19 protein-coding genes are annotated in these 20613 nt (G+C 66.9%); 12 read left to right on the forward strand and 7 right to left on the reverse strand.

Annotation, left to right across the window (positions count from 1 at the left end; translation table 11 throughout):
- Positions 1-27 precede the first annotated feature (27 nt).
- The 9 genes from mdcA to ABIB42_RS16565 all read left to right on the forward strand — a co-directional run bounded on the left by mdcA (position 28) and on the right by ABIB42_RS16565 (position 7882).
- Complete coding sequence (gene mdcA, locus ABIB42_RS16525) at positions 28-1695, forward strand: malonate decarboxylase subunit alpha (protein WP_429248654.1); 1668 nt, start codon at positions 28-30, stop codon at positions 1693-1695.
- A 10-nt stretch (positions 1696-1705) separates the two neighbouring features.
- Positions 1706-2020, forward strand: coding sequence for a malonate decarboxylase acyl carrier protein (mdcC, locus tag ABIB42_RS16530; RefSeq protein WP_005669552.1), 315 nt, complete (start codon positions 1706-1708; stop codon positions 2018-2020).
- Positions 2017-2916 (forward strand): biotin-independent malonate decarboxylase subunit beta, encoded by a 900-nt coding sequence (locus ABIB42_RS16535; RefSeq protein WP_429248655.1) that lies wholly within the window; start codon positions 2017-2019, stop codon positions 2914-2916. Before mdcC ends, ABIB42_RS16535 begins: the two co-directional genes overlap by 4 nt.
- 2 nt (positions 2917-2918) lie before the next feature.
- Positions 2919-3635 carry a biotin-independent malonate decarboxylase subunit gamma gene (gene mdcE / locus ABIB42_RS16540; RefSeq protein WP_429248656.1) on the forward strand — a complete coding sequence of 239 codons (717 nt, stop codon included), beginning with the start codon at positions 2919-2921 and terminating at the stop codon, positions 3633-3635.
- The gene (gene mdcG / locus ABIB42_RS16545) at positions 3619-4299 is read left to right on the forward strand and encodes a malonate decarboxylase holo-[acyl-carrier-protein] synthase (RefSeq protein WP_429248657.1); all 681 of its coding nucleotides are present in this window, start codon (positions 3619-3621) and stop codon (positions 4297-4299) included. The genes mdcE and mdcG overlap by 17 nt, the downstream gene beginning before the upstream one ends.
- Positions 4287-5174, forward strand: coding sequence for a triphosphoribosyl-dephospho-CoA synthase MdcB (gene mdcB, locus ABIB42_RS16550; RefSeq protein WP_429248658.1), 888 nt, complete (start codon positions 4287-4289; stop codon positions 5172-5174). The genes mdcG and mdcB overlap by 13 nt, the downstream gene beginning before the upstream one ends.
- Position 5175: 1 nt before the next feature.
- The gene (locus ABIB42_RS16555) at positions 5176-6105 is read left to right on the forward strand and encodes an ACP S-malonyltransferase (RefSeq protein ID WP_429248659.1); all 930 of its coding nucleotides are present in this window, start codon (positions 5176-5178) and stop codon (positions 6103-6105) included.
- Positions 6106-6236: 131 nt separating this feature from the next.
- Positions 6237-6365: a hypothetical protein gene (locus ABIB42_RS16560; RefSeq protein ID WP_429248660.1), complete on the forward strand. Its 129-nt coding sequence runs from the start codon at positions 6237-6239 to the stop codon at positions 6363-6365.
- Positions 6366-6628: 263 nt separating this feature from the next.
- Positions 6629-7882, forward strand: coding sequence for an acetamidase/formamidase family protein (locus ABIB42_RS16565; protein WP_005669561.1), 1254 nt, complete (start codon positions 6629-6631; stop codon positions 7880-7882).
- A 28-nt stretch (positions 7883-7910) separates the two neighbouring features.
- On the opposite strand, the gene ABIB42_RS16570 is transcribed toward ABIB42_RS16565, so the two are convergent.
- Together ABIB42_RS16570 and ABIB42_RS16575 are read right to left on the reverse strand one after the other, a co-directional pair.
- Positions 7911-10229 carry an arylsulfatase gene (locus ABIB42_RS16570; RefSeq protein ID WP_312487990.1) on the reverse strand — a complete coding sequence of 773 codons (2319 nt, stop codon included), beginning with the start codon at positions 10227-10229 and terminating at the stop codon, positions 7911-7913.
- Positions 10230-10338: 109 nt separating this feature from the next.
- On the reverse strand, positions 10339-11490 hold the full coding sequence (locus tag ABIB42_RS16575; RefSeq protein ID WP_219863515.1) for a GNAT family N-acetyltransferase: 1152 nt from the start codon (positions 11488-11490) through the stop codon (positions 10339-10341).
- A gap of 64 nt (positions 11491-11554) precedes the next feature.
- Between ABIB42_RS16575 and ABIB42_RS16580 the strand changes: the two genes are divergently transcribed.
- Both ABIB42_RS16580 and ABIB42_RS16585 read left to right on the forward strand, forming a co-directional pair.
- Positions 11555-13633, forward strand: coding sequence for an NAD(+) synthase (locus ABIB42_RS16580; protein ID WP_429248661.1), 2079 nt, complete (start codon positions 11555-11557; stop codon positions 13631-13633).
- Positions 13630-13968 (forward strand): P-II family nitrogen regulator, encoded by a 339-nt coding sequence (locus ABIB42_RS16585; protein ID WP_005669566.1) that lies wholly within the window; start codon positions 13630-13632, stop codon positions 13966-13968. The genes ABIB42_RS16580 and ABIB42_RS16585 overlap by 4 nt, the downstream gene beginning before the upstream one ends.
- Before the next feature lie 48 nt (positions 13969-14016).
- Here the strand turns inward: ABIB42_RS16585 and ABIB42_RS16590 are convergent, their stop codons facing one another.
- A complete protein-coding gene (locus tag ABIB42_RS16590) occupies positions 14017-14478 on the reverse strand; it encodes a hypothetical protein (RefSeq protein ID WP_143054610.1) in 462 nt (153 codons plus the stop codon).
- 195 nt (positions 14479-14673) lie between these two features.
- Positions 14674-15279, reverse strand: coding sequence for a trimeric intracellular cation channel family protein (locus ABIB42_RS16595; protein ID WP_005669569.1), 606 nt, complete (start codon positions 15277-15279; stop codon positions 14674-14676).
- A gap of 104 nt (positions 15280-15383) precedes the next feature.
- On the opposite strand from ABIB42_RS16595, the gene ABIB42_RS16600 reads away from it, so the two are divergent.
- Positions 15384-16424, forward strand: coding sequence for a DUF1176 domain-containing protein (locus tag ABIB42_RS16600; RefSeq protein ID WP_429248662.1), 1041 nt, complete (start codon positions 15384-15386; stop codon positions 16422-16424).
- A 13-nt stretch (positions 16425-16437) separates the two neighbouring features.
- Here ABIB42_RS16600 and ABIB42_RS16605 read toward each other — a convergent pair whose 3' ends face one another.
- The 3 genes from ABIB42_RS16605 to trxB form a co-directional block, all read right to left on the reverse strand.
- On the reverse strand, positions 16438-18618 hold the full coding sequence (locus ABIB42_RS16605) for an ATP-binding protein (protein ID WP_429248663.1): 2181 nt from the start codon (positions 18616-18618) through the stop codon (positions 16438-16440).
- Positions 18619-18781: 163 nt separating this feature from the next.
- Positions 18782-19459 carry a Smr/MutS family protein gene (locus tag ABIB42_RS16610; RefSeq protein WP_005669573.1) on the reverse strand — a complete coding sequence of 226 codons (678 nt, stop codon included), beginning with the start codon at positions 19457-19459 and terminating at the stop codon, positions 18782-18784.
- 41 nt (positions 19460-19500) lie between these two features.
- The gene (gene trxB / locus ABIB42_RS16615) at positions 19501-20469 is read right to left on the reverse strand and encodes a thioredoxin-disulfide reductase (protein WP_429248664.1); all 969 of its coding nucleotides are present in this window, start codon (positions 20467-20469) and stop codon (positions 19501-19503) included.
- Between the last annotated feature and the right edge of the window lie 144 nt (positions 20470-20613).

The following is a 20613-nucleotide window of genomic DNA, read 5'->3' on the forward strand; positions in this document are numbered from 1 at the left end:
ACATATTTTGCAATAACAGGAAATCTCATGAATCAAGCTGAAGGCCGCTGGACTACCCAGCAACGCAACCGCGGCGATCGCCTGGCACGGGTCCAGGCGGCGCTCGGCGGGGCGCTGGACGGCAAGATCGTCCAGGCCGCGCACATCGTCGACCTGCTCAATGCCGTGCTGGAGCCGGGCGATCGGGTCTGCCTGGAGGGGAACAACCAGAAGCAGGCCGATTTCCTGGGCAAGGCATTGACGAAAGTCGACACCGGCCGCGTGCATGACCTGCACATGCTGCTGTCGGTGCTGTCGCTGCCGGAGCACCTCGACGTGTTCGACAAGGGGATCGCCTCGAAGCTGGACTTTTCGTTCTCCGGCCCGCAGGCCGGCCGCCTGGCCAAGCTGGCGCAGACCGGCAAGCTGAATATCGGCGCGATCCACACCTACCTGGAGCTGTTCGCGCGCTACTTCATCGACCTCACGCCGCGCGTGGCGCTGGTGGCGGCCGAGATGGCCGACCGCGAGGGCAACCTGTACACCGGCCCGAACACCGAGGACACGCCGGCCATCGCCGAAGCGACCGCCTTCAAGAGCGGCATCGTGATCGCCCAGGTCAACCAGATCGTCGACAAGCTGCCGCGCGTCGACATCCCGGGCGACTGGGTCGGCTACGTGGTGCAGTCGCCGACTCCGTACTACATCGAGCCGCTGTTCACGCGCGATCCGGCCCTGATCTCCGAGATCCAGGTCTTGATGGCGATGATGGCGATCAAGGGCATCTATGCCGAGTACGAAATCGAGCGCCTGAACCACGGCATCGGCTTCGACACCGCCGCCATCGAGCTGCTGTTGCCGACCTATGCCGCCGATCTTGGCTTGAAGGGGAAGATCGCGCGCCACTGGGCCCTGAACCCGCACCCGGCGCTGATTCCCGCGATCGAAGCCGGCTTCGTGGAATCGGTGCACTCCTTCGGCTCCGAGCTGGGCATGGAAAAATACATCGGCGCGCGGCCGGACGTGTTCTTCGTCGGGCCGGACGGCTCGATGCGCAGCAACCGCGCGTTCTCCCAGGCGGCCGGCCACTACGCCTGCGACATGTTCATCGGCTCGACCCTGCAGATCGACTTGCAGGGCAATTCGTCGACCGCGACCCTGGGCCGCATCGCCGGCTTCGGCGGCGCGCCGAACATGGGCGCCGATGCGCGCGGCCGGCGCCACCCGAGCAAGGCCTGGCTCAAGGCCGGCGAACAGGCGCGGCAGGGCCGCAACGTGATCCCGCGCGGGCAGAAGCTGGTGGTGCAGATGGTCGAGACCTTCCGCGAGCACATGGCGCCGGCGTTCGTGGAAAAGCTCGACGCCTGGCAGCTGGCCGAGCAGGCGAACATGGCGATCCCGCCGGTGATGATCTATGGCGACGACGTCACCCACATCCTGACCGAAGAGGGCATCGCCAACCTGCTGTTGTGCCGCACCGAGGAAGAACGCGAGCAGGCGATCCGCGGCGTGGCCGGCTATACGCCGGTCGGCATGGGGCGCGACAAGCGCATGGTCGAGAACCTGCGCGACCGCGGCATCGTCCAGCGCCCCGAAGACCTCGGCATCGACAAACGAATGGCGACCCGCGACCTGCTGGCCGCCAAGAACATGAAGGGCCTGGTGCGCGCATCCGGCGGCTTGTACGACCCGCCGAAGCGCTTCAGGAACTGGTGAGGAAACAACCATGGAAACGTTGAAATACCGTTTCGAGCAGGGCAGGCGTTCCCTGGCCGGCATGCCGCAGCTGGTGGGCGTGGTCGGCTCGGGCAATCTCGAGGTGCTGATCGAGCCGTCGCCCTTGCAGGGCGCGTGCGAGATCGAGGTGCGCACCGCGGCCGTCGGCTTCGGCGCCACCTGGCAGGCCGTGATGGCCGATTTTCACGATCGCTGGAGTCTCGCCGACGCGCGCATCAGCATCAACGACATGGGGGCCACGCCGGCCGTGGTCAGCCTGCGGCTCGACCAGGCGGTGGAGTCCCTGACCGGAGGCGCAGTATGAGCAGCTACCAGGAATTGACGGCGCGCCAGCGCATTCCGGCGATCTTCGACCCCGGCAGCTTCGAGGAATTCCTGCCGCCGGGCGAACGGGTGGCGAGTCCGCACCTGGCCCAGCTCGATGCGCCGGTGTCGTTCGACGACGGCGTCGTCGTCGGCCGCGGCAAGCTCGATGGCAAGCTGGTGTTCGGGGCCGCGCAAGAGGGCGGCTTCATGGGCGGCGCGGTGGGCGAGGTCCACGGCGCCAAGCTGGTGGGCATGCTGCGCCGCGCGATCGACGAGCATGCGCACGCGGTGCTGCTGCTGCTGGAATCGGGCGGGGTGCGCCTGCACGAGGCCAATGCCGGCCTGATCGCGGTGTCGGAAGTGATGCGCGCCATGCTGGATGTGCGCGCCGCCGGCATCCCGGTGGTGGCGGTGGTGGGCGGCGCCAATGGCTGCTTCGGCGGCATGGGCATCGCGGCGCGCTGCGCCAACACCGTCATCATGTCCGAGGAAGGGCGGCTGGCGATGTCCGGCCCCGAGGTGATCGAGACCGCCAACGGGGTCGAGGAGTTCGATTCGCGCGACCGTGCGCTGGTCTGGCGCACCACGGGCGGCAAGCACCGCTACCTGCTGGGCGATTGCCAGGTGCTGGTGGCGGGCGAGTCGCAAGCCTTCCGCGCGGCCGCCATCGCGGCGATCGCCGAGCTGCGTGGCGGCGAAGTGCGCCTGACCCTCGAAGGCCTGCTGGCCGAGCAGGCCATGCTGGCGCGGCGCCTGCGCGACGCCGACGGTCTGAAAGAACCGATGGAAGTGTGGCGGCAGCTCGGCGTGCCGGAACCCGCAAAGGTGCCGATGCTGGAAGCCGACGCCTTCCTCGACATGGCGGCGCAATACCGCGCCACAAGCGGAGACTGACAATGGATTGGCAACTACTTACAACCCAGCTTTTCCCGGGCGGTCATGAGATCGTCGAACGCGACAACTTTTTATCGGGCACGGCGCAGGTCGACGGCCAGCCGTTCGCCGTGATCGGCACCACCGGCCACACGCCGATCGGCATCGAGATCGCGCTGGCCCAGGCGCAGGCGATCCTCCAGACCGTGCGGGAGCATCCGGGACGGCCGATCCTGATCCTGGTCGATACGCAGGGCCAGCGCCTGCGCCATCGCGACGAGATGTTGGGCATTAACAGCTTCATGGCCCACCTGGGCAAGTGCGTCGACCTGGCGCGCCGCCAGGGGCATACCGTGATCGGCCTGGTGTACGACCAGGCGCTGTCGGGCGGTTTCATCACCAGCGGCCTGATCGCGAGCGCCTGCTATGCGCTGCCGCAGTCGACCATCCGCGTGATGGGCCTGCCGGCGATGGCGCGCATCACCAAGGTGCCCGAAGAACGCCTGACCGAGCTGGCTCGGGACAATCCGGTGTTCGCGCCGGGCCCCGAAAACTACCTGCGCATGGGCGGCCTGCACGGCATCTGGGAAGACGATCTCGCCGCGCAGCTGGTGCGCGCGCTGCGCGACGCCACGGACGAAGACCGGCGCATGGCGCTGGGACGCGAGCGCGGCGGGCGCCTGATGGCGCAGCCGGTGGCCGAGGCGGTCAGGAGTGGCGGCCATGTTCGCGCGGCATGACCTGGTCTGGCTGACGCACCGCGGCTGGCAGCGCGTGCGCGCCGGCGCGCCCGAGGCGGCGCTGGCCGCGCTCGACCGCTGGCGCGACGGCGGCTGGCCGGCCGTGGTGCGGCGCGCCGAGGCCGGGATGGCGGCGAACGAGGTGGCGATCGGCTTTCCGCTGCCGCCGCGCCTTGAAGAGGGCGGCAAGCTGAAGTTCGGCTGCCGGGTCGAGCTATCCGATATTGGCCGGCGCACGCGCGCCTTGCCGCTGGTCGCGGCCCTGGACGCGGTGCCGGAGCAGTGGCGCGACAGCCTGGCCCTGCTCGAAAGCCAGGCCGCCGACGCCGGCGTGAGCCTGGCGGTGTATGGCTCGGTGGCGCTGGCGGCGCTGACCGGCCAGTACTACCTGACGCCGCATTCCGACATCGACGTGCTGCTGCAGCCCACCAGCCGGCGCCAGCTGATGAAGGGGCTGGACCTGCTGGCCTGGCACGCGGGCATCCTGCCGCTCGATGGCGAAGTGGTGTTTCCCGACGGCCGCGCGGTGGCCTGGAAGGAGCTGCGCGCGGCGTTTGCCGGCGCCCCCGGCACGCGGGTGCTGACCAAGGGACTGCACCGGATCGCGCTGGTGCTGCCCGAAGAACTGATCGCGACGCTGGAGGAAGAGACGTGCCCGAACTGATCGCCCTGCACCCGACGCCGGCGCCGCGCCTGCCGGCTGCCGCCGGCGCGCGCGCCTTTGCCCAACGCATCGCTCGCCTGGCCGTGCGCAGCCTGTACGCCGAACTGGTCCTGTATCCGAAACCGGGCCTGGTCTCTCTCGTCGACAACGGCAGCCACGCCGACATGACGGCCGCGACCTTCATGCGCAGCATGTTCGCGCTGCGCCGCTATTTTTTGGACATCACCCGGGCCGGCGTGGATGACGCGCCGTTCCACGCGCTCAAGCGGCTCGGCATCGATGCCGAAGCGCGCATGCTGCGCGCCACCGCCGGCATCAACACCCACCGCGGCGCCATCTTCTGTCTCGGCATGCTGTGCGCCGCGATCGGGCGCTGTCGTGCGCGCGGCGTCCCGCTGACGGCGGCCGCGGTGCAGGCCATGCTGCTGCAATGCTGGGGCCGTGAGCTCGGCGCCCACAGCATCGACGCCGGCGCCGCCTCGAACGGCGCCCAGGCGCGGCTGGCCTACGCCGCCAGCGGCGCGCGCGAGGAGGGCGCGCGCGGCTTTCCCTCGGTGTTCGCGGTCGGCCTGCCGGCGCTGCGCCGCACGCTGGCCGAGGGCCGCGGCATGCGCGAGGCGCGCATCGATGCGCTGTTCGCCCTGATGGCCCACATCAGCGACACCAATGTCTATCACCGCGGCGGGATCGAAGGCGCCCTGGGCGTGCGGCGCCGCGCGCGCGCCTTTGTCGCATGCGGCGGCACCGCGAGCCCCGACTGGGAAGCGCGGGCGCTGGCCTGTCACCGCGCCTTCGTCGCCAGCCGCCTGTCGCCGGGCGGCGCGGCCGACCTGCTGGGCGCCGCCTGCCTGCTGCAGGCCGTGACGGTGAACTAGCATGGCGGGACGGCTCGCCATCCTGTGCCCGGGGCAGGGCGCCCAGCATGCCGGCATGTTCGAGCTGGCGCGCCTGGACCCTGGCGCCAGCCGCCTGCTGGACGCATGGTTCGGCGACCCGCAGCTGGCGCCGCTGCTGCGCGCTGCGGTGGAGAGCGAAGAACGGTTTACCAACCGCGTCGCGCAGCCGTCCATCGTCGCGGCGACCCTGGCGATGTGGACCGCCTTGCGCGCCCGGCTGCCGGAACCGGCGCTGGTGGCCGGCTACAGCATCGGCGAATTGTCGGCCTATGGCGTCGCCGGCGCGCTCGATCCGGTTGAGGCGGTGACGCTGGCCATCGAACGCGCGCGGATGATGGACGCCTGCCTGGAAGGCGGGGCGGCGCAGGCGATGGTCGCGCTGTCCGGCATGCCGGATGGGAGCGTGGAGGGACTGCTGGCCCGCTTCGGCTTTTATCCCGCGATCGTGACCGGTGACGATGCGCTGGTGGCCGGCGGCCCCGCCGCCTTGGGCGAGGCGCTGGCGGGGGCTGCACTGGCGGCCGGCGGGCGCGCCACCGTGCTGCTGGTGGCCGTGGCCTCGCACACGCCGTTGCTGCAGGGCGCCGTGGCGCCGTTCGCGGCGCTGCTGGAGAGGCAGCGCTGGGCGGCGCCGGCGTTTCCGGTCGTGTCCGGCATCTCGGCCGAGCCGGTTATCGATGCGCAGAAGGCCATGCGCGAGCTGCCGCGCCAGATCGCCGAGCCGATCCGCTGGAAGGACTGCATGGACGCCTGCCAGGAGGCGGGCGTGACAGTCGCGCTCGAACTGGGGCCGGGCGCCGCGCTGGCGCGCATGTTGCAAGCGCGCCACCCGCACATCGCCTGCCGCTCGGTGTCCGAATTCCGTTCCCTCGATGGGATCCATAGCTGGCTACAGAGGCAGCTCGATTAACATTCACGGAGCTGATGTCTGATATTGCTACTCGGAATTGGAAGTTCGTCCGGGTCGCCTATATAACCCTTGCATAGCCATCGTTATCGTAGGCGCCGTCGTTGCCGGCGGTGCAATCCAGGAGTCAGAACGTGAAAAAGATCGTCAATGCCCTCGTCGCTGCCGCCGGCAGCCGCGCCAGGAGCATCATTCGCAAGCAGGCTGAGGCCGGCAAGCCGTTCCAGGAAGATTTCCGCAGCAATGCGGGAGGCTGGAACTAAATACGACTGCCGCGAGATCGTCGGCGGCATGCATGAAAAGCTGGATCCGTACCGCGGACCAGCTTTTTTTTCATCGGTATCATTTATCGCAACCCCGACGTATTTGTATAGACGAATGTGCATCGTATTGGAATACTTCGCCGTTTGATGACACAGGTAGTGCACTGCCATAGTGCGTTTTCCGCAAGAAAGCTCTGAAATGGTTTGGCATGATTGTTGCTGTTTAGCAGGTTCTTGCTAAACAGTTCTACTTTGGAGCCACCATGAAGTTTCGCACCACCTTCCTTCTGACCGCACTCGCCATCGCAGGCATGGCCCCGCTTGCCGCATCCGCACAAGCGGCCGATGCGGGCTTCCCCTTGCAACCGCTGGCCGACAAGCCCGGCCGCATCGTCCTGCCCGGCACGCAGCATGAGGTCTATTACGTGCCGTCGACCGTGGAAACGATCCAGTGGGGCTATCTGCCGAATGCGGCGACCAAGCCGGTGCTGTCGATTCCATCGGGCGCCACGATCGTGTTCGATACGCTGTCGCACGAGGGCCTGGTGGAAGACCAGGGCCGCGATCCGGTCAAGTATTTCGGCAGCAAGGGCATTCCGGCGAATATGGTGCTCAAGGACGCGGTCGCCATCACCGGCTCGAACATGGCCCATGATTTCTACAAGGACGGCCCGCACATCGTGACCGGACCGGTCGAGATCCAGGGCGCCGAACCGGGCGACGTGCTGAAGGTGGAACTGCTGTCGGCGGTGCCGCGCGTGCCGTATGGCGTCGTGTCGAACCGCCACGGCAAGGGCGCGCTGCCGGGCGAGTTCCCCGAGACGCCGAAGCCGCTGGCGAACGCCTCGGCGGCCAACCCGTCCGCCTACCACAACGTGTCGGTGTTCACCCCGATCCGCCGCGACAAGGACGGCAAATGGGAGGGCGTGATGAAGACCAAGGACGGCACCGAGGTGACGTTCCCGACCGCGCCGTTCATGGGCACGATGGGCGTGGCCGCGGCGACCACCGACAAGGTGCATTCGGTTCCGCCGGGTCTGCACGGCGGCAATATGGACATCAACGACCTGGGCGTCGGCACCACCGTCTACTTCCCGGTGCTGGTCAAGGGCGCCAACTTCTATACGGGCGACCCGCACATGGTGCAGGGCGACGGCGAAGTCGCGCTGACCGCGCTCGAGCATTCGCTGCGTCCGACCTTCCGCATCACCCTGCTCAAGAAGGGCGACGCCGACATTCCGTCGAGCTCCGGCAGCCTGACCCGTCCGATGGGCGAGACGCCGGAGCACTGGGTGACCATCGGCCTGAATCCCGACCTCGACGAAGCGATGAAGGACGCGGTGCGCGAATCGATCCGCTTCCTGACCGAGGTGCTGGGCATGGACCGCGCCACCGCCTTCGCCTACCTGAGCGCCGCCTCGGACTTCCAGGTGAGCCAGGTCGTCGACGGCACCAAGGGCGTGCACGGGATGATCCGCAAGTCGGACTTCATCAACGTCACCAACAAGCAGCGCTAAGCCGGGCTTCCCGGTCCGGCGAACGGGCTCAGTCGCGCGCCATGGCGGCGACCAGGTGCGTCTCGACGTCGACGTACAGGTCGGCGCCGACGTCGAACACGACCTTGTTGATCTTGCCGCCCGAGAATGCGAACTTGGGCCGGTAATCGTTCGACACGCCGTCGCCCGAATCGTAGCCGATGCACAGGCCCTCGCCGGTGATGGCGAAGTGGCCCGTCATCGTGCGGATCGGCGCTTCGGCCACGATCCGTTCGTCGACGTACAGGCGCGCCGGGCCATACGATTCCTTGTATTCGCCCATCCTCTCCTTGATGAACTCGACGCCGACCACGTGCTTGCCGGAGCGGGGCGCGTCGCCGACCAGGCGCTGCTCGGGAGGGATGCCGAGGAAGTTGTAGACATAGATGAGCTTACCGTTCTTGACGTACAGCGCATGCCCGCCGAAGCGTGAACCGTGGGCGAACAGGATGCCCTGGCTGTCGGCGGTGAACTCGACATCCGCCAGCACCTTGAACGAGACGCCGTGGGTATTGGCGGCGGAGTGTTCCGGCACGGTGCTGGTGCCCGGGTAATAGGCATACTGCCGGCTGGGCGGCACGGGCGGCTTGAATTCCATCTTGAGGATGCCCATGACGCCCAGGTCGGACAGCGGCAGCACATGGTATTTCTTCGCCTCGCTCATCCAGAGCGCGGCCATCTCCCCGACTTTTTCCGGGTGCTGGTCGGCCAGGTCGTGCGCTTCGGAGCGGTCTTCGTCCGTGTGGAAAAGCTGCCAGCGATCCTGGTCAAACTTGCCGATGTCGGTGAACGGGCCGTGTTCGGTGACCGCCTTCCAGCCCTGGTGCCAGATGCCGCGGGTGCCCAGCATCTCGTAATACTGGGTTTCCTTGTGTGTCGGAGCATCGACGTCATCGAATGAGTAGCGCATCGAGACGCCCGGCAGCGGCGTCTGCGGCACGCCGTCGACCGTGTCAGGCATCGTCACGCCGCAGCATTCGAGGATGGTCGGCACGATGTCGGTGCAGTGATGGTACTGGTGGCGCACCTCGCCGCGCGCGCGGATGCCCTTGGGCCAGCAGATGACGAGCGGATCGGCGACGCCGCCCTGGTAGGAGTAGCGCTTGAACATCCGGAACGGGGTCGAGAATGCCGCCGCCCAGCCGGTCGGATAGTGGTTGTAGGTCGCCGGGGTGCCCAGCTGGTCCAGCATCGCCAGGTTCTGGCCGATATCGTCGGGGAAGCCGTTGGCGAACTTGCCTTCGTTGATCGAGCCGTTCGGCGACCCCTCGCCGGAAGCCCCGTTGTCCGCGCAATACATGACCAGGGTATTGTCGAGCTGTCCCGATTCCTCGAGGTAGTCGACGATGCGGCCGATCTGCACGTCGGTGTACTCGGACATGGCGGCGTACACTTCGGCCATGCGGCTGAACAGCGCTTGTTCGTCGGCGCACAGCGTGTCCCACGGACGCACCGCGTCGAGCTGGCTGAACGTGTCTTCACGCATCGGGTTGAGCGGCGTGAGTGCGGTGCCCTGCGGCAGGATGCCCTTGTCGATCATGCGCGCGAGGGCCCACTCGCGATAGGCTTCGTAGCCGTCGTCGAACCGGCCCTTGTACTTGTCGATGTATTCCCTGGGCGCGTGGTGCGGCGCGTGGTTGGCGCCCGGGCAGAACCACAGGTACCAGGGCTTGTCCGGCTCGGTCTGGCGCGAGTCGCGGATGAATTCGAGCGCCTTGTCGGCCAGGTCCTTCGACAGGTGGTAGCCTTCCTCCGGCGAGTAGGGCGGCTCGACGTAGTGGTTGTCCTCGGCCAGGTCGGGATACCACTGGTTGGTTTCGCCGCCGATGAAGCCGTAGTAGCGGTCATAGCCCATCGCCAGCGGCCAGCGCTTCTTCGACGCGCCCATGGTCCATTCGTCGACCGGCACGTTGTGGTTCTTGCCGACCCAGAAGGTGCTCCAGCCGGCCTCACGCAGCACCGTGGCCATGGTGGCGCACTCCGGCGGCACGTGCGAGTGATAGCCGGGGAAGCCGCTGGCGGCCTCGGAAATCGTGGCGAAGCCGTTCTGGTGGTGGTTGCGGCCGGTCAGGAAGCACGAGCGCGTCGGAGAACACAGCGCCGTCGTATGCCATTGCGAGTAGGTCAATCCGGCGTCGGCAAGGCGCTTGAGCGTCGGCATCTCGATGCGCCCGCCGAAGGGCTCCCATGCCGCCAGACCGGTGTCGTCGTACAGGATGACCAGCACGTTAGGCGCGCCCTGCGGCGCGCGCCGGGCCAGGAACGGTTCCCAGTCCGGCGTGGAGTCGCGCACGTCGAGTTCGATCACACCGTTGAAGTCGGGGTTCATGTGGGCTCCTTTCGCGCTTCGTCCGCTGGCGAGGCATTTCCGCAGAATAGGCGCGCAGGGCGCGCGCCGCCATTGGACCTTCGCCGCACGCGGCCAGCGCGCTCGCCCGTCAGCGCGCCCGGAACGGATTGCGCTCGTTCAGCTCATCCATGTAGTCGTCGATCCCGTCCGCCTCGCGCTCCAGGAAGCGCTCGACCGCATCCGCGAACGACGGATGCGCCAGCCAGTGCGCCGACCAGGTGCGGGTGGGCAGGAAGCCGCGCGCCATCTTGTGCTCGCCCTGGGCGCCGCCCTCGAAGGTGGCGATGCCCTGCTCGATGCAGAATTCCAGCGGTTGATAGTAGGCCGTCTCGAAGTGCAGGCAAGCCACATGCTCGAGCGCGCCCCAGTAGCGTCCATACAGCGTGTCCGCGTCGTGGATCACCAGCGAGGCCGCGATCGCGCGGCCTTCCTTCTGCGCGATCACGAGCAGGATATTGTCGGGCATCGTTTCCCCGATGCGCAGGAAGAAATCCAGGTTGAGGTAGGGCGTTGAGTGGTGTTCGCGGTAGGTGTTGCGGTAACAGCGGTTGAACAGCATCCAATCCTCGCGCGTGGCGTCGACGCCGCGCACCCGGCGCAGCGTCACGCCGGCTTCGGCCACCTTGCGCCGCTCGGCGCGGATGTTCTTGCGCTTCTTCTGCTCGAGGGTGGCGAGAAAATCGTCGAAGCTGCGGTAGCCCCCGTTGAGCCAATGGAACTGCACGCCGCTGCGCAGCAGGAAGCCGGCGTCGCGCAGCTGTTGCGCCTCATCCTCGGGAGGGAACAGCACATGGGTCGACGAAACCTCGGTCGCCCGCTGGGTGGCGCACAACACGTCGACCAGGGCCGCGCGCGCATCGGCATCGCGCGCCATCAGGCGTGCGCCCGCCACCGGCGTGAACGGGATCGCGCTCAGGAGCTTGGGGTAATAGTCGAGCCCATGGCGCTGATAAGCGTCGGCCCAGGCCCAGTCGAACACGTATTCGCCATACGAGTGGCCCTTGACGTACAGGGGCAGGGCGGCGGCCAGCGCATCCTGCTCGTCGAACAGCAGCAGGAATTGCGGCTGCCAGCCGGTGTCTGGCGAGGCGCTGCCGGATGCGTGCAGCGCATGCAGGAAGGCGTAGGAGAGAAACGGCGTCGGCGCCGCCTGGGCCTGGACCAGTGCGTCCCAGGAGGCCTGGCCTACTTCGGACAGATCGGAAACGATATGCGTGCGATAATTCAAAATTGCTTCCATTGACGAGGTGAGTGACGACAGGCACTGATGCAGCCTCGACCTGTCTCACTGCGAAGATCATTTTATGAACAGCCCATTCTTCAATCTCTATTCGCACCATTTCGCCCGCGTCGCGGTGGCCATTCCGCGCGTGCGGATCGCCGACCCGGCGTACAACAGCGAGCAGACCATCCTGCTCGCGCGCCAGGCAGCAAGCCAGGGCGCGGCCCTGGTCGCCTTCCCCGAGCTGGGCCTGTCCGCCTATACCTGCGACGACCTGTTCCACCAGCGCGCGCTGCTCGATGCCTGCCTCGAGGGCCTGGCGGCCATCGTCGAGGAGTCGAAGACGCTGCCGCTGGCGATGGTCATCGGCATGCCGCTGCGGGTCAACCACATGCTGTTCAACTGCGGCGTCGTGATCGCGAACGGCAAGGTGATGGGCGTGGTGCCAAAGAGTTTCCTGCCTAATTATGGCGAGTTTTACGAATCCCGGCAGTTCACGCCCGCGGATTGCGCGGCGGTGGACCAGATCGACCTGTTCGGCGCGCTGGTGCCGTTCGGCCCGAACCTGCTGTTCGAGGTGGCCAACCTGCCGCTGCTGCGCTTCCACGTCGAGATCTGCGAGGACGTCTGGGTGCCGGTGCCGCCATCCTCGTTCGCGGCGATGGCCGGCGCCACGGTGCTGGTCAACCTGTCGGCCTCGAACGTCGTGGTGGGCAAGAGCGGCTACCGTCACCAGCTGGTCGGCCAGCAGTCGGCGCGCTGCATGGCGGCCTATCTGTACACCTCGGCCGGGCGCGGCGAATCGACCACCGACATGGCCTGGGACGGCCAGTCGCTGATCTACGAGAAAGGCGAGCTGCTGGCCGAGTCCGAGCGCTTCGCCGACGATTCGCACATCATCTACGCCGACGTGGACCTGGACCGCCTGTCGACCGAGCGCATGAAGGCGACCACCTTCGCCCAGTCGGTGCGGCGCCATGCCGCCGAGGTCGCGAACTTCCGCGTCATTGGCTTCGAGCTCGACCTTCCGTTGGCGAGCACCCTGCCGTTGGCGCGCACGATCGAGCGCTTCCCTTACGTGCCGGCCGACCGCGCGCGGCGCGACGAGCGCTGCACGGAGGTCTACAACATCCAGGTGCAGGCCCTGATCCAGCGCCTGTCCTCGAGCGGCATCCAGAAAGTGGTGATCGGCGTCTCGGGCGGGCTGGACTCGACCCATGCGCTGCTGGTGTGCGCGAAAGCCATGGACCGCCTCGGCCTGCCGCGCACCAACATCCTGGCCTATACGATGCCGGGCTTCGCGACAAGCGGCCGCACGCTCAGGCAGGCGCGCGACCTGATGGCGGCGGTGGGCTGCAGCGCGCAAGAGATCGACATCCGCCCGAGCTGCATCCAGATGCTGAAGGACCTCGGCCACCCTTATGTGGAGGGCAAGGCGGAGTACGACATCACCTTCGAGAACGTGCAGGCGGGCGAGCGCACCAATCACCTGTTCCGCCTGGCGAACTTCCACAACGGAATCGTGATCGGCACCGGCGACCTGTCCGAGCTGGCGCTGGGCTGGTGCACCTATGGCGTGGGCGACCATATGTCGCACTACAACGTCAACGCCAGCGTGCCCAAGACCCTGATCTCTTACCTGGTGCGCTGGGTGGCCGACACCGGCAGTGTGGTCGGCGACCGGGCGCAGGTGCTGCTCGACATCCTCGACACCGAGATCAGCCCCGAGCTGGTGCCGGGCGGTGACAACGACGACAAGCCCGCGCAAAGCACGCAGGACCGGATCGGCCCCTACGAGCTGCAGGACTTCAACCTGTTCTACACGCTGCGCTACGGCTACAAGCCGAGCAAGACGGCCTTCCTGGCGTATTCGGCCTGGCAGGACAGGGAAACCGGCCGCTGGCCCGAGGAACTTGGCACGCGCAACCAGTATGACCTGGGCGCCATCAAGCGGAACCTGGGGATATTCCTGTTCCGCTTCTTCAAGACCAGCCAGTTCAAGCGTTCCTGCGTGCCGAACGGACCGAAGGTCGGCAACGGCGGCTCGCTGTCGCCGCGCGGCGACTGGCGTGCGCCATCCGATTCCGAGGCCACCGTGTGGCTGGACGACCTGGCGAACATCCCCGATTCACCCTGGTATTTGAAAGGACCAACACCATGAAACAGATTACTTGCGTGATCAAGCCGTTCAAGCTCGACGAAGTGCGCGAAGCGCTGGCCGAGGTGAACGTGACCGGCCTGACCGTGACCGAAGTGAAGGGTTTCGGCCGCCAGAAGGGCCATACCGAGCTGTATCGCGGCGCCGAATACGTGGTCGACTTCCTGCCGAAGGTGAAGATCGAGGTGGTGGTGGACGATCCGATGGCAGAGCAGGTGGTCGACGCCATCATCAAGGCCGCGCGCACCGGCAAGATCGGCGACGGCAAGATTTTCGTGCAGAACGTGGAGCAGGTGATTCGTATTCGTACCGGCGAGACGGGCGCGGACGCGGTGTAAGCTGGCTGGTCGGCCGCGGACGGACAAGCGGTGCAGGGTGTCGCTTGTCTATCTGGTGCCGGTCGAGGGTTGGCGGGGGAGGGTAGTTGGTCCCGGCCACTTTTTACGAATGGCGTCGAAGAAGACACCGTTCCAGGCCAGGACGATCCTGTTCTTGTTCCTGATGTAGGCGTAGGCGCAACTCAGCTCCACGACGGTAACGGGATTGGGCAAGCGCAGTCTATCGTTGTTTGTACGCGCATTTTCCCGGAGCTCGATATTCGTTTCCACGCTCTCGGCAAGGAAGCTCGATTCGGAGCAAACCCGACTGCCGAGTTCGATCTTTTCCCTACTGATAATCAGGTCCTTGCCGATCAAGGACCTTGCCTGATCTTCGCCGACGGAGATAGTCGCATAATCCAGCACGGATTTTATTTCCCACTCTCCGATGATGCTGGTGTCTCTTCCTGGTTCGCGAATGTCGCTTGCCACAGCCGGAATCGTGGACAGCAGATTGATGAAGACGAGCAAGATCCGATGGAGGTGCCGTAGGGTGAAAGAGCGACTCATGATCGGTGTCGAGCCCTTGTTTGCTCGTCGCACGAGTTTCTTCCGTGCGGAACGGGGCGCGCGCTCCTCCTCATTGGCAGAGCGCGAATATAGCACTGTGGTATTGGTAGTGATTGAGCTGAATTAACTCACGTAACTACCCGGGCGGCAGTGTCGTCAACGCCCCATCCGCATATCGAACTTCCACGTCAGCAGCCTGAGCCCACTGATGAACAGGCAGCTCGACCACAGCGCGAAGTCGTGCGACACGCCGTATTTACCCATCAACAGGAACAGCCAGTTGCCGAGGAAGGCGCAGATCGCATACGGTTTGCCGTCGCGGAACACCATCGGCACTTCGTTGCAGACGATGTCGCGCAGCACGCCGCCGAAGATCCCGGTGATCACGCCCATCATCGAGGCGATGAAGATCGGCATCTCGGCCGCCAGCGCCGCCGAGGTCCCGGCGATCGAGAACAGTCCCAGTCCCACCGCGTCGGCCACCACGATCAGGCGTTCGGACACGATCTGGCGCAGCGTGCGGATCAGCGGCGAGGCCACCAGCGCCAGCACGAAGATCGCGATCGCATACTCCTGGTGGGTGACCCAGAACAGGGGACGCTTGTCGAGCAGGATGTCGCGCAAGGTGCCGCCGCCGAAAGCGGTGATGAAGGCGACCGTGAATACCCCGACCAGGTCCATGCGCTTGCGTCGCGCCTCGATGAAGCCGGAAAACGCGCCGACCAGGATCGCCATGATTTCGATGAACTTGATGAGGGTCATGCAGCAGCAGGAAGCGGGAAGTGTTGTTAGACTACCATGCGCCCGCAGACTTACGTAAGGTAAATCTGCGCCCCTGCCAACGACGACAGAAAGACGCTTCGCGCATGCGCTTCCCCTTGATCCCGATGGCGGCCCTGGCCGCCGCCAACTGCGCCATGCCGCTGCATGCGGCCGGCTTGCCGCAACTGTCTTTCCAGCACCACGACTGGGAACTCGCCTGCGACAATACCCGCACCTGCCGCGCCGCCGGCTACCACGCGGAGGACGGCCGCCATCCTCCGCTGTCCGTGCTGCTCGAACGCAGGGCCGGCCCCGGCGAGCCGTTCGTCGGCCGGCTGCGGCTCGGCGAGGCCGAAGACGGCGTCGACCTGCCCGCGACGCTGGCGATGCAGGTCGACGGCCGCGCGCTCGGCACGGTCGAGCTCAAAGACGACGAGTCGATCGGCAGCCTGAGCGCCTCCCAGACCGAGGCGCTGCTGCGCGCGGTGGCCGGCAGCGGCAAGGTGGCCTGGCGCGCGGGCGGACGCACCTGGAGCTTGTCGGGCAAGGGCGCGTCGGCGGTCCTGCTCAAGATGGATGAATTCCAGGGGCGCCTGGGCACGCCGGGCGCCGCCATGCGCAAGGGCGGCAGGCCGGAGCGCGACGTGTTGCCGCCGCTGCCGGCGCCGGTGATCGCGGCGGCGCCGGTCGCGGCGGGCGCGCTGGCGCCGCCAGGCAAGGAGGACGAACGGATCCTGCTGGCGACATTGCGCAAGACCGCCGGCAATGAGGACTGTGGCGACCTCGAGGCAATCGCCACCGGCGAAAGCAAGTTCGCCTACGCGCCGCTCACGTCGACGACGATGCTGGTCTCGGCGCGCTGCTGGCGCGGCGCCTACAACGAAGGGCACGGCTACTGGGTCGCCAATCGCAAGCCACCATTCTCCCCGCAACTGGTGACGCAATCGGGCACCGATTACGACAAGGGCGTCATCGGCGCGGCGCACAAGGGGCGCGGCATCGGCGACTGCTGGGGCCACGACGAATGGGTGTGGGATGGGCGGCGCTTCGTGCACACGGCGTCAAGCACGACCGGCATGTGCCGCGGCATCGCCGCTGGTGGCGGCTGGACCTTGCCAACGCTGGTCAAGGCGATCCGGCACTGAGGTGCGGCGCTGATCAGGCGCCGGCCAGCGGCAGGCGCAGGGTAAACACCACTCGTCCGTCCTCGTGGCGGTAGGCGATCTCGCCGCGGTGCTCGCGCACGATCTGCTGCGCGATGTACAGCCCCAGGCCCATGCCGGTGCGGTTGCGCGGATTGTTCAGCGAGGCGCGCTTGAAGGGATTGAACAGCGTCGCCACCGTCTCCGGCGCGATCGGCGCACCCGCGTTGCTTACCGCGACCGAGGCTTCGCCGTCGTGCGCCTTCAGGCAGACGGTCACCGGTTTGCCCGGCTCGCCATGGTGGCGTGCATTGCTCAGCAGGTTGGACAGCACCTGCGCCAGACGGCTGCTGTCGGCGTTCACCGTCGCGGCGTCGTCGCAGATCAGGTCGAGCGGGATCGATGGATAGGCCAGACGCGCCTCGTCCATCAGGTCGACCAGCAAGGCCTTGAGGTCGACCGGTTCGAGCGTCACGCCCAGGCCCATGCCGCGGTCGATGCGGCTCATGTCCAGCACCTGGCTGATCATGCGCTGCATGCGGTTGGTCGACGACTGGATGCGCTTGGCCAGCGTGGGCTGGTTGCCGCTGCCGGCCGAGCCGGTGCGTTCGAGCACCATGCCGGCCATATTGATCGAATGGAGCGGGTCGCGCAGGTCGTGGCCGAGCATGGCCAGCAGCTGCGCGCGCGTGGCCTCGGTCTGCGAGCGGTGCGCGTTCACCGCGCGCACCAGTTCGGCCAGTGTCAGGCGCGCATTGGCCAGCACGTTCGTCTCCCATGGATGGGCGCAGCCGCGCACGGTCTCGTGCCAGGCGTCGAACGAGCCACGCGGCGTCAGGCGCTCGCCCAGCGGGCCGAGCGCCACGATCTTGTCGGGGCGGCCGCCCCAGGCCACGGTGTCGATCTGTTCGACGCGCAGCATGATGCACCAACCCTGGCCCAGCGGATCGAAGGGCAGGGCCAGCATGCCGGCCCATTTGCCGAGCCGCTCCCGCAGCGCCGGCGCCCAATCGGCCACCATTTCGCGCACCACCAGGTCGTGCTCGTTCTCGGGCAGCGAATCGACGATGGCCCGCGCCAGCTCCTCCGGCAGCTCGCCGTAGGCGGCGACCTTGCCGTGCTGGGTGACGATCATCGCCTGCGATCCGGACGCCGCCATCAGCGCGCCGGCGTGCTGGCCCAGGGCGTCGAGCGGATCGTCGTCGAGCAGCAGCGATTCGACCAGGGCGGTGCGCACCCGGGCCGACTGCTCGGCCAGCGTCGCATCCTCGCGCGCTTCGATGCTGTGGATGGTCGAGGCCATCACCTGGGCCAGCACGTCGGCCGCCATGCGCACCGCATAGGGCACCAGCTTGGGCGACATGTGATGGCAGGCGATCAGGCCCCACAGGCGGCCGTTGATCACGATCGACACGCTCATCGACGCGCGCACATGCATGTTCTTGAGGTACTCGACGTGCACCGGCGACACGCTGCGCAGCACCGCGAAGCTCATGTCGAGCGGCGCGGCGCCCGGCGCGCCGTGCAGCGGCACCGCGTTGTAGTCCATGTCGGCGATCACGCGCAGGGTGTTGAGCGTGTACAGGCGGCGCGCCTGGGCAGGAATATCCCCGGCAGGGTATCGTTGGCCGAGATACGGCACCAGGTCGTCGCGCCGGCTCTCGGCCACCACGTCGCCGCTGTCGTCGGCACGGAAACGGTAGGCCATCACGCGGTCGAAACCGGTGAATTCGCGCACCTGCTGGACGGCGGATGCGAGCAGGGCGTCGATGGTCTTCTGGCGGCGCAGGCGGTCGATCAGGCCGTGCGCCTTGATCGCGAAGCGCGACACTTCCTCGCTCGACGTCTCGCGCAGCTCGAATTCGGCGAGGATGCGCCCATGCTGCGCGTGCACCACGCAGTCGTATTCGGCGTCGCCGATGGTGAGGCCGGCGGCCAGCGGCGCGGCGTCTTCGTCGTCGCGCGCGGCGATGCAGTCGGCGATCGCTTCCACCGCCACCTGCGGCAGCGCCAGCGCGGCATACGACGAGCCCAGCTGGGGGACGACACCGAGCAAGGCCGGAACGTTCCCGCTCCAGCCTTCGAGCTGACCATCATCCTGGAAGAACAGCAGCGCGCCGTGCGGCTGGATCGAGCCGGGAATATGGATAGGCTCGTCAGCACAGGATGACAGGTCGACCTGCCGTCCATGTTCCATTGGAACTGCTTGCGTTGCCTTCAATACACATCCCCTTTGTCGATCGGCCGGCGTGTCCGGCGTCGAGGCATTCTACAATTAACGGACGAGTTCCGGACAAATTGCAACTGTGAAACGGCTCATTGTCACACGACGCGGTCGCCAGCGTCTAACCGGCGCAACATCAATCGTGCAGGGCGGGGCGCAGCAGGGCGATCAGGGCGCCATGGCCGCCGTCGGTGCGGCCGGCGGCGCAGAAGGCGATGACTTCGTTTTTCTGCACCAGCCAGCTGTGCACGATGCTGCGCAGCACCGGCTCGCCCTTGGGCGAACCGTAGCCGATGCCGTGGATGATGCGCACGCAGCGCACCCCGCGCCGGTTGGCGCGGTGCAGGAAATCGGTGAGGGCGTCGCGCGCGCCGTCGCGGGTCAGGCCGTGCAGGTCGAGCTCGTCCTGGATCGGCCAGTGGCGCTTGCGCAGCTTTTTCACGACGTCGGGGCCGACGCCGTCGCGCGCATAGCTCATGGACGGGTCTTCGTCGAGCATGCCCTCGACGTCGAACAGGTCCGACAGTTCATCCGACATCGAGGCGCGCAGCACGTCCGCCGTTTCTTCCTCGGGGGAGAGTTGCGCGCGCGCCCGCGCGGCGCTGGGCGCCACGTACACCGGGCGGTGCACGTAGCGGTCGGATTCGGGCAGCTTGTGCACGCCTTCCATCGAGGTGCGGAATTCGACCGCCCGCTCGCGCGCGATGCGCTCGCGCTTCTCGCGTTCGGCCTGCTCGATGGCGCGCACGCGCTCTTCTTCCTTGAGCCGGTCGCGCAAGCCTTTCAGCTCGCCGAAATCCTTCATGCCCGCCATCGCTTCGCTACCTTCTTGTTGCGTTGATTACTTGCAGTCGCTTATTTGGGATCGTCCTCCAGCGCTTCCAGGTAGCGCTGGGCATCGAGCGCGGCCATGCAGCCGGTGCCCGAGCTGGTGATCGCCTGGCGATAGATGTGATCCTGCACGTCGCCGGCGGCGAACACGCCCGGCACGCTGGTCGCCGTCGCCATGCCTTCCAGGCCCGACCTGGTCACCAGGTAGCCGCCGCTGTGCATCTCGAGCTGGCCTTCGAAGATGCCGGTGTTCGGCTTGTGGCCGATCGCCACGAACAGGCCGTGCACGTTCAGTTCCTTGGTGGCGCCGTCGACCGCCGACTTCAGGCGCAGCGAGGTCACGCCGCTCTGGTCGCCCAGGACTTCGTCCAGGGTCTGGTTCAGCTCCAGCACGATCTTGCCTTCGCTGACTTTGTGCATCAGGCGGTCGACCAGGATCGGCTCGGCGCGGAACTTGTCGCGGCGGTGGATCAGGGTGACTTTCGAGGCGATGCCGGCCAGGTACAGGGCTTCCTCGACCGCGGTATTGCCGCCGCCGATGACCGCGACTTCCTGGTTGCGGTAGAAGAAGCCGTCGCAGGTGGCGCAGGCCGACACGCCGCGGCCCATGAAGGCCTGTTCCGACGGCAGGCCCAGGTACTGGGCCGAGGCGCCGGTGGCGATGATCAGGGCGTCGCAGGTGAAGGTATGGCTGTCGCCGACCAGGCGAATCGGCTTTTCGTTCAAATACGTCGTGTGGATATGGTCGAACACGATCTCGGTGTTGAAGCGCTCGGCATGCTGCAGCAGGCGCTGCATCAGTTCCGGACCTTGCACGCCCAGCGGATCGCCCGGCCAGTTCTCGACGTCGGTGGTGGTCATCAGCTGGCCGCCCTGTTCGACGCCGGTCACCAGCATCGGCTTCAGGTTGGCGCGGGCGGCGTACACCGCGGCGCTGTAGCCGGCTGGCCCGGAACCGAGAATGAGGACTTTGGCGTGTTTGGTAGTAGTCATGGCGGCGCTCTTTGCTTCACGTGGTTGTTATATGGACACACGGCAATTGGGGGCGGCCTGACAGGAATCAAGGGCCACCAGGGTCTGCCAGAGGGTGTCCGAAGAGCGCCGATTATAGTCGATGATGCAGATGTGCATGAATCG

This window comes from Massilia sp. UYP32 (assembly GCF_050434365.1).
Lineage (GTDB): Bacteria > Pseudomonadota > Gammaproteobacteria > Burkholderiales > Burkholderiaceae_D > Telluria > Telluria timonae.

Bases quoted from the DNA above. Each gene is read 5' to 3' on its own strand.
- mdcA (WP_429248654.1), top strand. From the start codon at position 28: ATGAATCAAGCTGAAGGCCGCTGGACTACCCAGCAACGCAACCGCGGC.
- mdcC (WP_005669552.1), top strand. From the start codon at position 1,706: ATGGAAACGTTGAAATACCGTTTCGAGCAGGGCAGGCGTTCCCTGGCC.
- ABIB42_RS16535 (WP_429248655.1), top strand. From the start codon at position 2,017: ATGAGCAGCTACCAGGAATTGACGGCGCGCCAGCGCATTCCGGCGATC.
- mdcE (WP_429248656.1), top strand. From the start codon at position 2,919: ATGGATTGGCAACTACTTACAACCCAGCTTTTCCCGGGCGGTCATGAG.
- mdcG (WP_429248657.1), top strand. From the start codon at position 3,619: ATGTTCGCGCGGCATGACCTGGTCTGGCTGACGCACCGCGGCTGGCAG.
- ABIB42_RS16555 (WP_429248659.1), top strand. From the start codon at position 5,176: ATGGCGGGACGGCTCGCCATCCTGTGCCCGGGGCAGGGCGCCCAGCAT.
- ABIB42_RS16565 (WP_005669561.1), top strand. From the start codon at position 6,629: ATGAAGTTTCGCACCACCTTCCTTCTGACCGCACTCGCCATCGCAGGC.
- ABIB42_RS16570 (WP_312487990.1), bottom strand. From the start codon at position 10,229: ATGAACCCCGACTTCAACGGTGTGATCGAACTCGACGTGCGCGACTCC.
- ABIB42_RS16575 (WP_219863515.1), bottom strand. From the start codon at position 11,490: ATGGAAGCAATTTTGAATTATCGCACGCATATCGTTTCCGATCTGTCC.
- ABIB42_RS16580 (WP_429248661.1), top strand. From the start codon at position 11,555: ATGAACAGCCCATTCTTCAATCTCTATTCGCACCATTTCGCCCGCGTC.
- ABIB42_RS16585 (WP_005669566.1), top strand. From the start codon at position 13,630: ATGAAACAGATTACTTGCGTGATCAAGCCGTTCAAGCTCGACGAAGTG.
- ABIB42_RS16595 (WP_005669569.1), bottom strand. From the start codon at position 15,279: ATGACCCTCATCAAGTTCATCGAAATCATGGCGATCCTGGTCGGCGCG.
- ABIB42_RS16600 (WP_429248662.1), top strand. From the start codon at position 15,384: ATGCGCTTCCCCTTGATCCCGATGGCGGCCCTGGCCGCCGCCAACTGC.
- ABIB42_RS16605 (WP_429248663.1), bottom strand. From the start codon at position 18,618: ATGGAACATGGACGGCAGGTCGACCTGTCATCCTGTGCTGACGAGCCT.
- ABIB42_RS16610 (WP_005669573.1), bottom strand. From the start codon at position 19,459: ATGGCGGGCATGAAGGATTTCGGCGAGCTGAAAGGCTTGCGCGACCGG.
- trxB (WP_429248664.1), bottom strand. From the start codon at position 20,469: ATGACTACTACCAAACACGCCAAAGTCCTCATTCTCGGTTCCGGGCCA.